The 15,434-nt window shown below is 61.6% G+C and carries 17 protein-coding genes; 11 read left to right on the top strand and 6 right to left on the bottom strand.

Annotated features, from left to right (window positions below; translation table 11 throughout):
• Positions 1 to 108 precede the first annotated feature (108 nt).
• The 3 genes from hflX to miaA all read right to left on the bottom strand — a co-directional run bounded on the left by hflX (position 109) and on the right by miaA (position 2,867).
• Positions 109 to 1,443 (bottom strand): ribosome rescue GTPase HflX, encoded by a 1,335-nt coding sequence (hflX, locus tag EDC35_RS11745; RefSeq protein WP_132977490.1) that lies wholly within the window; start codon positions 1,441 to 1,443, stop codon positions 109 to 111.
• Between the two features lie 5 nt (positions 1,444 to 1,448).
• Complete coding sequence (gene hfq, locus EDC35_RS11740) at positions 1,449 to 1,706, bottom strand: RNA chaperone Hfq (RefSeq protein ID WP_132977437.1); 258 nt, start codon at positions 1,704 to 1,706, stop codon at positions 1,449 to 1,451.
• Between the two features lie 171 nt (positions 1,707 to 1,877).
• Complete coding sequence (gene miaA / locus EDC35_RS11735) at positions 1,878 to 2,867, bottom strand: tRNA (adenosine(37)-N6)-dimethylallyltransferase MiaA (protein WP_132977436.1); 990 nt, start codon at positions 2,865 to 2,867, stop codon at positions 1,878 to 1,880.
• 394 nt (positions 2,868 to 3,261) lie between these two features.
• Between miaA and EDC35_RS11730 the strand changes: the two genes are divergently transcribed.
• From EDC35_RS11730 to ubiD, 4 genes are all read left to right on the top strand, one after another.
• Complete coding sequence (locus EDC35_RS11730) at positions 3,262 to 3,831, top strand: CNP1-like family protein (RefSeq protein WP_132977435.1); 570 nt, start codon at positions 3,262 to 3,264, stop codon at positions 3,829 to 3,831.
• A gap of 529 nt (positions 3,832 to 4,360) precedes the next feature.
• Positions 4,361 to 6,394, top strand: coding sequence for an oligopeptidase A (gene prlC, locus EDC35_RS11725; protein ID WP_132977434.1), 2,034 nt, complete (start codon positions 4,361 to 4,363; stop codon positions 6,392 to 6,394).
• The gene (locus EDC35_RS11720) at positions 6,391 to 7,257 is read left to right on the top strand and encodes a class I SAM-dependent methyltransferase (protein WP_132977433.1); all 867 of its coding nucleotides are present in this window, start codon (positions 6,391 to 6,393) and stop codon (positions 7,255 to 7,257) included. The genes prlC and EDC35_RS11720 overlap by 4 nt, the downstream gene beginning before the upstream one ends.
• 13 nt (positions 7,258 to 7,270) lie before the next feature.
• A complete protein-coding gene (ubiD, locus tag EDC35_RS11715; protein ID WP_132977432.1) occupies positions 7,271 to 8,764 on the top strand; it encodes a 4-hydroxy-3-polyprenylbenzoate decarboxylase in 1,494 nt (497 codons plus the stop codon).
• Between the two features lie 97 nt (positions 8,765 to 8,861).
• Here the strand turns inward: ubiD and EDC35_RS11710 are convergent, their stop codons facing one another.
• From EDC35_RS11710 to EDC35_RS11700, 3 genes are all read right to left on the bottom strand, one after another.
• Positions 8,862 to 9,140 (bottom strand): RNA recognition motif domain-containing protein, encoded by a 279-nt coding sequence (locus EDC35_RS11710; RefSeq protein ID WP_132977431.1) that lies wholly within the window; start codon positions 9,138 to 9,140, stop codon positions 8,862 to 8,864.
• Between the two features lie 217 nt (positions 9,141 to 9,357).
• Positions 9,358 to 9,585 carry a glycine zipper family protein gene (locus EDC35_RS11705; RefSeq protein WP_132977430.1) on the bottom strand — a complete coding sequence of 76 codons (228 nt, stop codon included), beginning with the start codon at positions 9,583 to 9,585 and terminating at the stop codon, positions 9,358 to 9,360.
• A gap of 79 nt (positions 9,586 to 9,664) precedes the next feature.
• On the bottom strand, positions 9,665 to 10,069 hold the full coding sequence (locus EDC35_RS11700; RefSeq protein ID WP_132977429.1) for a Rap1a/Tai family immunity protein: 405 nt from the start codon (positions 10,067 to 10,069) through the stop codon (positions 9,665 to 9,667).
• Between the two features lie 366 nt (positions 10,070 to 10,435).
• Between EDC35_RS11700 and EDC35_RS11695 the strand changes: the two genes are divergently transcribed.
• The 7 genes from EDC35_RS11695 (at position 10,436) to acpP (ending at position 15,425) form a co-directional block, all read left to right on the top strand.
• A complete protein-coding gene (locus tag EDC35_RS11695) occupies positions 10,436 to 10,996 on the top strand; it encodes a YceD family protein (protein WP_132977428.1) in 561 nt (186 codons plus the stop codon).
• 113 nt (positions 10,997 to 11,109) lie between these two features.
• Positions 11,110 to 11,286 (top strand): 50S ribosomal protein L32, encoded by a 177-nt coding sequence (rpmF, locus tag EDC35_RS11690; protein ID WP_132977427.1) that lies wholly within the window; start codon positions 11,110 to 11,112, stop codon positions 11,284 to 11,286.
• 62 nt (positions 11,287 to 11,348) lie between these two features.
• The gene (gene plsX, locus EDC35_RS11685; RefSeq protein WP_132977426.1) at positions 11,349 to 12,377 is read left to right on the top strand and encodes a phosphate acyltransferase PlsX; all 1,029 of its coding nucleotides are present in this window, start codon (positions 11,349 to 11,351) and stop codon (positions 12,375 to 12,377) included.
• Positions 12,377 to 13,333 carry a beta-ketoacyl-ACP synthase III gene (locus tag EDC35_RS11680; RefSeq protein ID WP_132977425.1) on the top strand — a complete coding sequence of 319 codons (957 nt, stop codon included), beginning with the start codon at positions 12,377 to 12,379 and terminating at the stop codon, positions 13,331 to 13,333. Before plsX ends, EDC35_RS11680 begins: the two co-directional genes overlap by 1 nt.
• A 26-nt stretch (positions 13,334 to 13,359) precedes the next feature.
• Positions 13,360 to 14,307: an ACP S-malonyltransferase gene (gene fabD / locus EDC35_RS11675; RefSeq protein WP_132977424.1), complete on the top strand. Its 948-nt coding sequence runs from the start codon at positions 13,360 to 13,362 to the stop codon at positions 14,305 to 14,307.
• Positions 14,294 to 15,034 (top strand): 3-oxoacyl-ACP reductase FabG, encoded by a 741-nt coding sequence (gene fabG, locus EDC35_RS11670; protein WP_132977423.1) that lies wholly within the window; start codon positions 14,294 to 14,296, stop codon positions 15,032 to 15,034. The genes fabD and fabG overlap by 14 nt, the downstream gene beginning before the upstream one ends.
• 154 nt (positions 15,035 to 15,188) lie before the next feature.
• On the top strand, positions 15,189 to 15,425 hold the full coding sequence (gene acpP / locus EDC35_RS11665) for an acyl carrier protein (protein ID WP_132977422.1): 237 nt from the start codon (positions 15,189 to 15,191) through the stop codon (positions 15,423 to 15,425).
• Positions 15,426 to 15,434 lie beyond the last annotated feature (9 nt).

Raw genomic sequence — 15,434 nt, 5'->3', positions numbered from 1 at the left:
AAGCAAGCCTTGCAGGCCATAGAGCGGCTGATTGTAAGTGACCGGTCGGGTCACGGCAAACGCCCGCGCCGGTGAAGTCGATTTTAAGATGAGTGCCAGATCGATCGCCTACAGCAAGCGCCGCCCCAGAGATTCGTGACGCGCCAGCAGGCGCTCGAGGTCGGGGCGTCCGATGACAAATTCGGTCTCCCAGCCGCCCGTCTCGATCGGACGGTCCGCCAGCACCCGCGCATGCTCGAAGAGCCAGGCGTGCAGCCTGCCCTCGCCCGGCTCCAGCCGGATGGTGCGATGAACCGGCTCGCCGCCGGTCAGTTCGCCCAGCGCCTGCAACAGCAGATCGATCCCAGCGCCGCTTTGTGCCGACAGCCAGACCCGCACGGGGAGCCCCTCGGCATTGCGCTCCAGACGCGGCGATTCACCGTCGAGCAGATCGATCTTGTTGAATATTTCCAGGCGCGGCAGTTCGTCGCTGCCGATCTCGGCCAGGACGGTTTCGACATCGGCCATCAGACGGGCGCGATGGGGCGCTGCCGCGTCGATCACATGCAGCAGCAGGGTGGCGTTGCGGGTTTCCTCCAGGGTCGAGCGAAAGGCCGCCACCAGCTCATGCGGCAGACGGCTGACAAAGCCAACCGTATCCGCCACCAGCACCTTGCCCCCGCTCGGCAGGGCCAGACGGCGCAGGGTCGGATCAAGCGTCGCGAACAATTGATCGGCCTGAAAAACGCCGGCCTCGGTCAATCGATTGAAGAGGGTCGATTTGCCGGCATTGGTGTAGCCGACCAGCGAGATCACCGGCAGCTCGGCCTTGGCCCGCGCCTTACGCCCCTGCGCGCGCTGACTTTCGATACGCTCCAGACGCCGATCGAGCATGTCCACCCGTTTGGCGAGCAGACGCCGGTCGGTTTCGAGCTGGGTCTCGCCGGGACCGCGCAGACCGATGCCACCCTTCTGGCGCTCCAGATGGGTCCAGCCGCGCACCAGACGGGTCGAGAGATGCTTGAGCTGCGCGAGCTCGACCTGGAGCTTGCCCTCGAACGAGCGCGCCCGCTGGGCGAAAATATCCAGGATCAGACCGGCGCGATCCACCACCCGGCATTGCAGCAGACGCTCCAGATTGCGCTCCTGGGCCGGCGACAGCGGATGATTGAAGATCACCAGCTCGGTCTCCGTCGCCGCCACCAGCGATTTCAATTCGTCGGCCTTGCCGGTGCCGATGAAAAGACGCGGATCGGGCACGGCGCGCGAGCCGCCGAGCGTGCCGACAACCTCGGCCCCGGCAGCCAGCGCCAGCAGCCGGAATTCCTCGCGCTCGTCCGGCTCGGCATGGCCCCCGATGTCAAGCTGCACCAGGATCGCCCGCTCGCCGACCGAGGGGCGCTCGAAAACGAGCGAATGCCCGGCAGTATTGGATGTCTGGCGCGCTGGTGACTCGTCAGGCATGGCGCTCAAGTGTTGCCGGGCTCCGGCAGATCGCCGTCGATGTCAGTCGCCGGCAACTTGACATTGCGAGCAGGCACCACAGTTGAAATCGCGTGCTTGTAGATCATCTGGCTGACATTGTTTTTCAGCAGCACCACGAATTGATCGAAGGACTCGATCTGGCCCTGCAGTTTGATGCCGTTGACCAGAAAGATCGAAACCGGGACGCGCTCTTTCCGCAGCGCATTGAGAAAAGGGTCTTGCAGGCTTTGGCCCTTGGACATTGGGATTGGCTCCTTGTTGTTGTGATCGAGCATGACTGCCCGGCTTGAAACCTCCGTGGCTCCTGATTCGGAAACCACGCCGGATAAAGGTGGGCCGCAGCCGGGACGGACAAACCCACCGCAAGAGACACTATCAGTGTCGTTGAAAATGCCTTGTCATACCATCGTATTTTACGTCAGAACAGATATCGGAACCTGCTCCGACAGCGCCTGATCAATAAGCCGCAGGGCCAGTTCAAGTGGAGCGGGCTCATCCGCCAGCCAGTGACAGTCCGACTCGGCGCGCAGCCAGGTCATCTGACGCTTGGCAAGCTGTCGGGAAGCGACGATGCCGCGATGCAGCATCTCATCCCAGGTGTACGCGCCAGCGAGATATTGCAAGACCTGTCGATAACCGACACATCGCATCGCCGGCAGATCCTCGGTCAGATCGCCGCGCGCCCGCAGCACCGCCACCTCATCCACCAGCCCCGCGTCCACCATGCTGCGAAAGCGCCGCTCGATCCGCTCATGCAGGATCTGACGTTCAGCGGGCGCACGCACCAGCTTCAACAGCCGGTAGGGCAACTGCGCAGATTGATCGGACTCCCGGATCAGTTCGCTCATCGGACGACCGGTGAGCGCCTGCACCTCCAGCGCACGCTGGATGCGCTGCGGATCGTTGGGATGGATCTGCGCCGCCGTCGCGGAATCGAGCCGCGCCAGGCGTTCATGCATGGCCGGCCAGCCGATCCGCTCCGCCTCGTCGAGCAGGGTGCGACGCACCTCCGGATCCGCGCTTGGCAGCCAGGCCAGCCCCTGCTGCAAGGCGCGAAAATAGAGCATGGTCCCGCCGACCAGCAGCGGAATACGACCGCGCCCCGCGATGTCAGCCATCGCCGCCAGCGCATCGGTACGAAAGCGCGCGGTCGAATAAGTTTCAGCCGGATCCAGAATATCGATCAGACGATGCGGCGCCTCGGCCAGGATCGCGGGAACGGGTTTGGCCGTGCCGATATCCATGCCGCGATAGACCATGGCCGAATCGACACTGACGATGTCGCAGGGCAGACGCCGGACCAGCTCCACCGCCAGATCAGTCTTGCCGGAGGCGGTCGGCCCCATCAGCAGGATGGCCCAGGGGCGGGGGTCGGATGGCTCTTGAGCGGATGTGGCTTGCATTGAAAAATCTGCGGTCTGCGTCAAATTAAATCGCGCCCAGTGGAGCATGTGATGTTTTTGGGTTGAATCAACCCTGGCGGCATCGACGACAGTCGGCGCTAGCGCGATTTAAGATATTAAAAATAATATAAATTTTGGCTCATGGGGCGAGACGTGTGACTGCAAAATCACTGACCTAGAGAGAGATTGCTCGCAAGCCGCTTGGCAGCATCCTTGGAAAACAGCGTCACATGATTCACCCCATGAGCAAAGATTTTTAATCTTGAGAAATCCTGTTAATCCTGTCTATTTATAAGGTTTCCCCTGGATAGGTTCTGACGAATCGCTCGACCCCGGCCAGCGCATCCCGCATTATTCCCTGTCCTGCAAATTTCGACACACGACCGATTTCGCCATGAGACACGCCTGCTTTCCGCCGCTCTGCCTGCTCCTGATCTGGACCGCATCGAGTCAGGCGGCCAATGAGATCTTCGTCCCCGACGCCGAGCCGCCCGTACCGTCGAGCGTGAAGGATCCCGAAGCCTGGCGCGAAGGGCCGACTGCGCTGCCGCCCTGGCCGGACAACGCGGATCTGGTCGAATTCACGCCCGACGGACCCCCGACCGCCTTTCGTTATTTCATCGATAGCAAACATCTGCAAGTCAGCGCCGATGGCGTGGTGCGCTATACGCTGGTCGTCGAGAGTTCCGGCGGCACCCGCAACCTCTCGTTCGAGGGTATCCGCTGCACCCTGAGGGGACAATACAAGGTCTTCGCCTATGGCGCCTCGGGACGATTCGATCTGACGCAAGGGGCGGAATGGCAGCCCATTTCCGAGCAGGCATCCGAACGCTATCGTGGTGATCTGTGGCGTTTTCATTTCTGCGTTCCGCGCGAAATGAAGCCACGACCCAAGAAAGACATGATCCGCTCGCTGCGGGGTCAGATCGCGCCACGCCAGAACACTGGGTTTCAGGCCGATTAGCCTTATTATCCAACCGTTTGAATTGAAATATCGCCCCCAAAATAGACAGGATTAACAGGATTTCGCAGGATGAACAGGATTTTTCCAAGTCATGACTGTTAAACCGCGCCCGGTGCGGTATGTGATGTTTGGGGATTGGGTTGGCCTTAGCAGAATCGACGACTCTTGGCGCTGGCGCGGTTTAAGATATTCAATAATATGAAATTTTAAACCGCGTCCCCACTGATGTCGTTGACTTCCCCAGAGCTAAACACAAATTGAAAACCACGCATATCGCACTGGACGCGGTTTAATCCTGAATCATCTTGTCAATCCTGTCTAAATCGATGTTTTTCAGGCAGCTAGTTCAGCACTTGGAAATCACGGAGCCGTTCGTTGTCGTTGTCGTAATCGAAAATTCGCAAGCCGACAACGATCAGAGACTGCCCCGGAACATCTGCACTGCTGCACCAGAAACTTTCCTGGAAAGCGCCCCAACTGCCCGTGCGAATAAATTCACACCTACGATCTGCCAACTGAAAACACGCCTATGTCCAATCCCTTGATCGACCAAACCGGCCTCCCCGTTTTTTCGCTGATCCGCCCCGAGCATGTCGAGCCCGCCATCGATGCGCGACTCGCGGATTGCCGCGAACTGATCGCCCGTCTGACCCACGAGGTGGCGATCCCGACCTGGGAAACGATCGTCGAACCATTGGATGAGATGGACGACGCGCTGAACCGCACCTGGTCGCCGGTCGGCCATCTCAACGGCGTGCTCAACAGCGACGCGCTCCGCGTCGCTTACAACGCCTGCCTGCCCAAACTGAGCGACTATGGCACCGAGGTCGGACAGAACGAAGACCTGTTCCGCGCCTATCGGGCGGTTGCCGCACAGGAGCATCTGAACCCGGTGCAGCGCAAACTGCTCGACAACACGCTGCGCGACTTCCATCTGTCCGGCATCGATCTGCCAGCGGACGACAAGGCGCGTTACAAGGCCATCAGTCAGGAACTGTCGCAGCTCACCAGCAGGTATTCGGAGAATGTGCTGGACGCCACCAACGCCTGGAGCCGGTTGATCGAGGATTCTGCCCGACTCGCCGGCCTGCCCGAGTCGGCGCTGGGTCTCGCCCGTCAGCAGGCCGAACAGCAGGGACAGGACGGCTGGCGCTTCACGCTCGACATGCCGTCCTATATCCCGGTCATGACCTATGCAGACGACCGGGAGCTGCGCTTCGAGCTATACGAAGCCTTCAGCACCCGCGCCTCGGACCAGGGACCGCACGCCGGTCAGTGGGACAACAGCGACAACATGGAGCGCATCCTGGCGCTGCGTCACGAACTGGCCCAACTGCTCGGCTTCGCCAACTACGCCGAACGGTCTTTGGCCACCAAGATGGCGCGTTTGCCCGAGACCGTCCTGGCCTTCCTCAAGGATCTCGCCGCGCGCTCGGTCCCGCAGGCCCGGCGCGAACTGGCCGAGCTGGAAGCCTTCGCCCGCGAGCAGCATGGCGTGGAGAAACTGGAACCCTGGGACATCGCCTATTACGCCGAAAAGCTGCGCGTCCATCGCTACCAGATCAGTCAGGAGGAGCTGCGTCCCTATTTCCCCATCTCGCGCGTCCTCTCAGGTCTGTTCGGCGTGGTCGAGCGTCTGTTCGGGGTGCGGATTCAGGAGATCGACACCTTCGAGACCTATCATCCCGAGGTGCGCTTTTTCGAGATCCGCGAGACAGCCTCGGGCGAACTGCGCGGTCAGTTCTATCTCGACCCCTTCGCACGTCAGCACAAGCGCGGCGGCGCCTGGATGGATGTCTGCACCAACCGCATCCACAGCAGCCGCTGCGATCAGATCCCGGTCGCCTATCTGGTCTGCAATTTCACCCCGCCGGTCGGCGACAAGCCTTCGCTCCTGACCCATCAGGAGGTCGAAACGCTCTTTCATGAATTCGGCCACGGCCTGCACCACATGCTGACCCGGATCGATTATCCGGGCGTCGCCGGGATCAATGGGGTGCCCTGGGATGCGGTCGAACTGCCCAGCCAGTTTCTGGAAAACTGGTGCTGGGAGCGCGAATCGCTGGATCTCTTCGCCGCCCATTGGGAGACCGGCGAGCCGCTGCCGGCGGATCTCTACGGGCGCATGCTCGCTGCCAGGAATTTCCAGTCGGCGATGCAGATGGTGCGTCAACTGGAATTCGCGCTCTTCGATTTCCGCATCCATCTTGAATATGACCCGGCGCAGGGCGCACGCATCTATCCGATCCTTGAAGATGTCCGCGATCAGGTTGCAGTGATTCGCCCGCCCGCCTTCAACCGCTTTGCTCACGGCTTCTCGCACATCTTCGCTGGTGGCTATGCAGCGGGTTACTACAGCTACAAATGGGCCGAGGTGCTGTCGGCGGATGCCTTCTCGCTCTTCGAGGAGCGCGGCGTTTTCGATCCCGACACCGGGCGTTCCTTCCTGGAGAACATCCTGGAGAAAGGCGGCTCGGAGGACGCGATGGCGCTGTTCGTCAAGTTCCGTGGGCGCGAACCGACGACCGATGCGCTGCTGCGGCATTCGGGGATTGCGGCATGAGCCTCCAAACCGAAAGCAAGCGGACTTCGACTGACATTCGGATCGGAGATCAGCCGTCGAACGCATCCAGCAGGACGGCTTTGATGAAGCAGCAATGGCAGCGGATGGCCGAGATGAACCCTTTTTTCGGCATTACCAGTTGGCCGGAGTTCGAGGATTCGGCACAGCTCGACACCGCCTATTTTTGGGATATTGGGCGGATTCATGCCCACAATCTTTTGCAGAAGGTTCCGCTACGCCATCTCAATCATCTCTCTATGGTCGAAATCGGATGCGGCGTCGGGCGGATGACACATTTTTTCGCCGAATGTTTCGCTCAAGTGACGGCCATGGATATCTCCAGGGAAATGATCACCCGAGCGCGCGATTTTTGGGGGCACCTTGAGCATGTTCGATTCATCGAAGGCAACGGGGCGGACTTGAAACCTGTCGCGGATTCGGACATCGATTTTGTGTTTTCCTTCTACGTCCTGAATCACGTCACGAATCCGGAAGTCGTGCTCGGCTATGTTCGGGAGACCGGGCGCGTCCTCAAAGATGGAGGCCATGCCTTACTGCATATGCGCGTACGGGATTTGCCCGACTGGTCGCAGGCCAGGCTGCGCAGCAAACTCAGGCGGATCGGCAGACCACTCTCGCAACAGCTCTGGTGGAACGAGGGGATCGTCCGGCGAGAGCGCGAGATGAAGACCGATTTGATCGGCCATTTTTCGGAGTTCGACGCCTGGCATGGCTGCGAAGTGCCATGGCCAGATCTCATCAATACGCTCCGGGAATCCGGATTAGATACGCTCTGGGTCGATATCGCTGAAATGGGTCAAACGAAGTTCGTCTTCCTTGTCCTCCGGAAACAGGCTGCATAGGCGGTGCAACCGAATGAAATATAAAGATCTGCGCGATTTCATCGACCAGCTCGAACAGCGCGGCGAGCTCCAGCGTGTGCGGGTTCCGGTCGATCCCCATCTGGAAATCACCGAGATCTGCGACCGCACCCTGCGCGCCGGTGGTCCGGCCCTGTTGTTCGAGAAACCGAAAGGGTCTGATATTCCACTGCTGGGCAATCTCTTCGGCACCCCCAAGCGGGTCGCGCTCGGCATGGGCGAGGAGTCGGTCGCGGCGCTGCGCGAGGTCGGGCGTCTGCTCGCCTTCCTCAAGGAACCCGATCCGCCCAAGGGGATCAGGCAGGCATGGGAGACGCTGCCGATCTTCAAGAAGGTGCTGGACATGGCCCCCAAGGTACGACGCAACGCGCCCTGTCAGGAGGTCTCGTTCAGTGGGCTGGAGGTCGATCTCGGACGCCTGCCGATCCAGCACTGCTGGCCGGGCGATGCCGCGCGGCTCATCACCTGGGGACTGGTCATCACACGCGGCCCGGAGAAGCCACGCCAGAATCTCGGGATCTACCGGATGCAGGTCATCGGGCGCAACCGGGTCATCATGCGCTGGCTGTCGCATCGCGGCGGCGCGCTCGATTTCCGCGACTGGCAGCGCGCCTATCCCGGCCAGCCCTATCCGGTCGCGGTCGCGCTCGGCGCCGATCCGGCGACCATTCTGGGGGCGGTAACGCCGGTGCCCGACAGTCTTTCGGAATATGCCTTCGCCGGCCTGCTGCGCGGCAGCCGTACCGAGCTGGCGAATGCCCTGGAGTCCGATCTCCAGGTGCCGGCCAGCGCCGAGATCGTGCTGGAGGGCCATATCTATCCCGATGACCTGGCCCCGGAAGGTCCGTTCGGCGACCACACCGGCTATTACAACGAGGTCGATTCCTTCCCGGTCTTCACCATCGAACGCATCACCCAGCGACGCAATCCCATCTATCACAGCACCTATACCGGACGTCCGCCCGACGAGCCAGCCGTGCTGGGCGTGGCGCTCAACGAGGTCTTCGTCCCCATCCTGCAGAAGCAGTTTCCCGAGATCCAGGATTTCTATCTGCCGCCGGAGGGCTGTTCGTATCGGCTGGCAGTGGTCAGCCTGAAGAAGCAGTATCCGGGACACGCCAAGCGGGTGATGATGGGCGTCTGGTCATTCCTGCGCCAGTTCATGTACACCAAGTTCGTGATCGTGGTGGACGAGGACATCAATACGCGGGACTGGAAGGATGTGATCTGGGCCATGACCACCCGCATGGATCCGGCGCGGGATACGGTGATGGTGGAGAACACCCCGATCGATTATCTGGACTTCGCCTCGCCGGTGTCAGGGCTCGGCTCGAAGATCGGCTTCGACGCCACCAACAAATGGCCGGGCGAGACGAGCCGCGAATGGGGTCAGCCGATTCGCATGGATGATGAGGTGAGAGAGCGGATCGACCGCATCTGGGAGGATCTGGGCATCAGACTGCCCGAGCAAGAGCATTGGACAGATTAACAGGATGATTCAGGATTAACAGGATTGAAAACAATAGGCTTAAATAACCCTGTCGATCCTGCGAAATCCTGTTCATCCTGTCTATTTCCAGGCTGCATCAGTAGCGCCCGCCGCCTCCCCCGCGCGGACGTTCGGCACGCGGGCGCGCCTCGTTGACAGTCAGCTTGCGGCCCTTCATGTCGGTTTCATTCAGAGCCTTGATGGCGGCATCGGCCTCGGAATTGTTGGGCATGTCAACAAAACCGAAGCCTTTGGACTGACCGGAGAATTTGTCCTTGATGACTTCAGCCGCCGCCAGGTCGCCGAACTCGCCGAAGATGTTCCGTAAATCATCATCGGTCACGCTATAGGGCAGATTGCCTACGTAAATCCTCATCGCTATCTCTCGCGCTTGCGTGCGTTGATCGAACGAATGCTGTCGGGAGCCAACACACAAGCTGATTCGACAGCGGGACGACAGGAATCTCGCAATATGCTGATGAAAACTAGTGGATAGAAGGCAGGGCGTCAACCGGGCGGCAGTAAAAAACCTGATAATTTTATGCCAATCCACGCCTGCTGAGATGCCGTCCCTGGCGCTGAAATCTGAATGATCAGTCGATATTGCCGCGCTGGTGCTGATCGAAGAGATAGCCGCCGATGGCGCCAGCACCGGCGCCGATGAGCGCCCCTGTGCCGGCACTGCCACTCAGCGAGCCGATCAGTGCACCGCCGGCCGCACCCATCGCGGCGCCGCTTCCAGCACGACTGCCAGTGGTGGAGCCGCAGCCAGCCAGGGTCAGAGTGGTGAGCAGAATCAGTGGAATCGTGATTTTTTTCATGTCTTGACACTCAGGAAATTCGGGGCGGATTGGTCAGAGACCATGCCCGAGGTTGATGATGTGCGCAGCGTAACGGCTGTCAGCCTTTGCACGGATATTTGGCGGCGAGTGCGCGAACCAGACCGACGACCGGCTGTTCGGCCATCAGCTTTTTATCCCCGGCATGATCTTTCGCCCAGGTGACGAAAGCGTCCCGGCCCTCTTCGATGGTCGCCGTCGTCGGATAACAGATCAGACGATTGAGTTTCTTGCGCTTGCTGATCTGATCGTGGTACTGCACCGATGCCTCGATGAAGGCGCGGCAGGCCTGGTTGGCGACCGGAAACTCAGCGGCATCCGCCTTGACCGCGCAGACGGCATAAAGGTCGGCAGTGCTGTCGAAGCGGAAGTTCGCGTCTTCGACCGCCAGCGTCTGCTGACTGATGAGCCCGCCAACACAGGCGGCGGCAAGGGCGGTGACAAAGGCCGGTTTGGTTTTTTTCATGTCGAGTTCCCTGTTTGATCGTGAGTAATTGGTGACCGGAGCGCCTGCTGGGTCGCGCCGGGATCGACGTCTCGCCAGATGGAGCCGGCAAAGGTCTTCGGCACAGCCCCGAACCATTCTATCCTGACAACCAAATGTCTGTAATGGATCAGACAGGCCGTTCCGCCGACGTCAAACAGGCTCGCGGGCCATCGACGAAAATCAGATAACGCCGCTCCAGCCCGACTCCGCGCGCAGTCGGTGATTGACACAACGCCGCGACTCGGTCGGACAGGACCGCATCCCGGATTGGCCCTGATCGATCCTGAAGCAGTCGCCAGCCGCTAATTGACGAAATCACCAGCGATCCGTTACAGTTGCGCGCTTATGTCGGCTGCCCTTCCTGATCATCTCGATCCCTGGCGCGCGGTGAAGACCGGCCTGTCCTTTTCCGGTCAGGTTCTCCTGCGTCATTTACCGCGTCTGGCGGCGGTCGTGGTGGATCGCGATGCGGGGCTGGATGCGCCGGTCAATTACCGTCTGCGCTTCGAGCGTGACCAGAATGGCCGCGCGGTCGTGCTGGGGCAGGTCTGGTCGCAGTTGCGTCTCCCCTGTCAGCGCTGTCTCGGCGAGGTGGTGATCGAGATCGATGTCCCGCTGCGGCTGGGTCTGCTGCATACCGAGCAGGCGGTCGAATCGCTGGCGGATGACCTCGATCCCCTGGTGGTGGGTGACGAGCCGCTGCATCCTCTGGATCTGATTGAGGATGAACTGCTGCTTGCGATTCCGGTCGTGCCGCGACACGACAGCGGTTTGTGTCAACCGCCGGATCTGTCGGTCGTTCCGGCGGCACGCGAATCGGTCGCGAAGGTCGAACAGGATGAAGCGGTTGATCCGCCTCACCCATTCGCCGTCCTGGCCGCGCTCAAGCCGGAGCGGCATGAGTAACGCCGGGCCTTAACAACCAGCGCGCGCCAAAAGCGTCTATTTTCGTAATTTCATCAAACATATCATCAGGCGCGACGGCGAATCGCCGGCGGATGTCCTGTCTGGAGATCGGAATGGCTGTCCAACAGAATCGCAAGACCCCCTCGAAGCGCGGCATGCGTCGTTCGCACGATGCCCTGACCAAGCCCACGCTGTCGGTTGACGCCACCAGCGGCGAGACCCATCGCCGTCATCATGTCACCCCGGACGGTTTTTACCGCGGCCGCAAGGTCGTGGACAAAGCAGAGTGATTCAATCAGGTCGCTCCAGCATCCTGCATTCGGCACGCGCGCGTCGCGCCCGGCATCAACCCATGGTACAACCCTGCGTCATTGCGCTGGATGTGATGGGCGGCGACCACGGCTCCAAGGTCGTGGTGCCGGCGGCCCTGCGCTTTCTCGCCGACAATCCGCATGTGACGCTGATTCTGGTCGGCAACGCCGAGCAGATCGACGCCCATCTGGGTGACGCCTCCCGCGAGCGCATCCGCATCCGCCCGACCACGCAGGAGGTCGCCATGGACGAATCACCGTCCAAGGCGCTGCGCGGCAAAAAAGATTCGTCGATGCGGGTCGCCATCGATCTGGTCAAGGAAGGCGAGGCTGGCGCCTGCGTCAGCGCCGGCAATACGGGCGCGCTCATGGCGACTGCGCGCTTCGTGCTCAAGACGCTCCCCAATATCGACCGCCCGGCCATCTGCACCGCCGTCCCCTCCATGCATGGGCATACGCACATGCTGGATCTCGGCGCGAACGTGGACTGCACCGCTGAACATCTCTTTCAGTTCGCGGTCATGGGCAGTGAGCTGATTTCGGCTGTCGAGGGCGTCGCCCGGCCCAAGGTCGCGCTGCTCAACATCGGTCAGGAAGAGATCAAGGGCAACGAACAGGTCAAGCAGGCCCATGAGCTGCTGGCGCGCAGCGGCCTGAACTACATCGGCTACGTGGAAGGCAACGGGATCTTTCTCGAAGACGTGGACCTAGTGGTCTCCGACGGCTTTGTCGGCAATGTTGCGCTCAAATGCAGCGAGGGCATCGCCAAGTTCATCGGCCAGTCGCTCTCGGCCCAATTCAGACGCACCTGGTTTACCCGACTCGCCGGTCTGGCCGCGCTGCCCATTCTCAAGAGCTTCCGCCGCACCATGGATCCCCGCCGCTACAATGGCGCCAGTCTCCTGGGTCTGCGCGGGATCGTGGTCAAGAGTCACGGCGGTGCCGACGAGCTCGCCTTCGAGAACGCCATCTATATCGCCGAAAAGGAAATTCGCGCCAACATCCCGCAGCGCATCGGCGAGCAGGTTGGCCGGCATCTGGGCGTCGAACCTCAACGAGAAACGGCCTGATGAAGTCTTCCCGTGTGCTCGGCACCGGCAGTTATCTCCCCTCGCGGGTGATGACCAACGCCGATCTCGAATTGATCGTCGATACCACCGCCACCTGGATCCTGGAACGCACCGGAATCGAGAAGCGTCATCTGGTCTCTGATGGCGAGACCTGCTGCGATCTCGCCGAGGCCGCTGCGCGCAGGGCACTGGAGGCGGCGGGGATTCAGGCGTCTGACCTGGATCTCATCCTGGTCGCGACCACCACGCCCGATCAGTTCTTTCCGAGCACGGCCTGTCTGTTGCAACAGCGGCTTGGCGTGCGCGGCTGCGCCGCCTTCGACCTTCAGGCGGTCTGCGCCGGTTTCGTCTATGCCCTGGATGTCGCCGATAAATTCATCCGTACCGGCGCAGCGAAACATGCGCTGGTCGTCGGCTCCGAAACCTTCTCGCGCATCCTCGACTGGACCGACCGCACGACCTGCGTGCTCTTCGGCGACGGGGCGGGCGCGGTAGTGCTCGGCGCGTCCGACGAACCGGGCATCCTCTCCACGCATCTGCACGCGGACGGATCCTATAAAGACCTGCTTCAGGTTCCGGGCGGCATCGGCAACGGGCGTCAGCAGGACGCCTTCGTGGAGATGAAGGGCAACGAGGTCTTTCGGATCGCCGTCAACACCCTGGGCCGCATCGTCGAGGAGACGCTGGAGGCCAATGGTCTGAGTCAGTCCGACATCGACTGGCTGGTGCCGCATCAGGCCAATATCCGCATCATCCAGGCGACCGCCCGCAAGCTCGATCTGCCGATGGAGCGTGTGGTGGTGACGGTTGCCGAGCATGGCAACACCTCGTCCGCCTCCATCCCGCTCGCTTTCGATCAGGCGGTGCGCGACGGTCGCATCCAGCGTGGCCAGATGGTGTTGATGGAGGCGTTCGGCGGCGGCTTCACCTGGGGCTCGGCCCTCATCCGTTACTGATCTGTCACGCAGATTCGTCCATAGCCATGACAAACACACTCGCCGTTTTTTTTCCGGGTCAGGGGTCGCAGTCGGTCGGCATGCTCGACGCGCTCGCCGATGCCTGGCCCGATGTCCGCCGCACCTTCGAGGAAGCCTCCGACGCCCTGGGTCAGAATCTCTGGCAACTGGTCAGTCAGGGACCGAAAGAGGATCTGGACCGCACCGAGAACACCCAGCCAGCCATGCTCGCCGCCGGGATCGCGGTCTGGCGCGTCTGGCAACAGGCCGGCGGACCCTCGCCTGCGCTCATGGCCGGTCACAGTCTGGGCGAATATGCCGCGCTAGTCGCTGCCGGGGCCATGCCCTTCGCGGATGGCGTGCGGCTGGCTTCCGACCGGGCCCGTTTCATGCAGGAGGCCGTGCCAGTCGGCGAAGGCGCCATGGCCGCCGTGCTGGGCCTGACCGACGAGCAGGTGATCGCGCTCTGCGCCGAGCAGGCGCAGGGCGAGGTGCTGTCTGCCGTCAATTTCAATTCGCCGGGACAGATCGTGATTGCCGGCACCAGTGCCGCCGTCGCCCGCGCCATTACTGCCGCGAAGTCAGCCGGCGCCAAGCGCGCGCTGCCGCTGCCGGTCAGCGTCCCCTCGCACTGCGACCTGATGCGCCCCGCCGCCGAGCGTCTGGCCGAGCGTCTGGCCGATGTCCCGCTGACACTGCCGGCGGTTCCGGTCATCCATAACGCCAGCGTGACCGCTGCCGACAGCGTCGAGAGACTGCGCGAGCGGCTGGTGCAGCAGCTCTACAGCCCTGTGCGCTGGGTCGAGACGGTCCAGGCCGTGACCCGGCAGGGCATCGGCACCGCGCTCGAATGCGGTCCGGGCAAGGTGCTGGCCGGACTCTGCAAACGCATCGACGACAATCTGACGACACTGCCGGTCTACGATCCCAAGACGCTGGACGCGGCACTGGAGACAACCCATGCTGAAAGGTGAAATCGCGCTCGTCACGGGCGCCTCGCGCGGGATTGGCCGCGCCATTGCTTTAGCTCTGGCCGCCCAGGGCGCTGCGGTCGCCGGCACCGCCACGACTGAGGCCGGCGCGGCTGGAATCGAACAGGCATTGACCGAGGCCGGTTATCCGGGCATTGGTCTGGTACTGAATGTCTCGGATCAGGCGTCGGTGGACGCCGCCCTGACCCAGATCGGCGAACGACTCGGTGCGCCGTCCATTCTGGTCAACAATGCCGGCATCACCCGCGACAATCTGCTGATGCGCATGAAAGACGATGAATGGAACAGCGTCATCGACACCAATCTGAGTTCGCTCTACCGGCTCTCGAAGGCCTGTCTGCGCGGCATGACCAAGGCCCGCAAGGGGCGCATCATCAATATCGCCTCAGTGGTCGGTGCGACGGGCAACGCCGGCCAGACCAACTATGCCGCCGCCAAGGCCGGCATGATGGGCTTCACCAAATCGCTCGCGCGTGAGGTCGGTTCGCGCGCCATCACGGTCAACTGTGTCGCACCCGGCTTCATCGACACCGACATGACCCGCGAACTGCCCGAGGCGCAGCGCACCGCCCTGCTCGGTTCCATCCCGCTCGGGCGGCTGGGCCAGCCGGAAGAGATCGCCAGCGCCGTGGTCTTTCTGGCGTCACCGGGCGGCGCCTATATCACCGGCGAGACACTGCATGTCAACGGCGGCATGCACATGGCGTGAAAAACCGGTTTCTCAATCGAATAGCCCTTGCAAATCAGTTTTTTAAATGGTGATCGCCGGTCTGTATCGCCGCTTTCATCCACCATCGTTTGTCACTAGAATACGCCGTGGTCCAGCGAGGGCCACCTTCTATTCATCCGGAGGAATCCATCCTATGAGCAGCGTTGAAGATCGAGTTCGCAAAATTGTGGTCGACCAGTTGGGCGTCAAGGAGGAGGAGGTTACCGCCGAGGCGTCATTCGTCGACGATCTGGGCGCGGACTCCCTCGACACCGTGGAATTGGTCATGGCCCTCGAAGAAGAGTTCGAAACCGAAATTCCGGACGAAGATGCAGAAAAGATCACGACGGTCCAGCAGGCCATCAACTACATCAACGCCCATCAGGCCTGATCCAGGACT

Origin of the sequence: Thiobaca trueperi, assembly GCF_004342175.1 — a bacterium.
Classification (GTDB): Bacteria; Pseudomonadota; Gammaproteobacteria; order Chromatiales; family Chromatiaceae; genus Thiobaca; species Thiobaca trueperi.
This window is presented reverse-complemented; position numbering and strand designations above follow the sequence as displayed.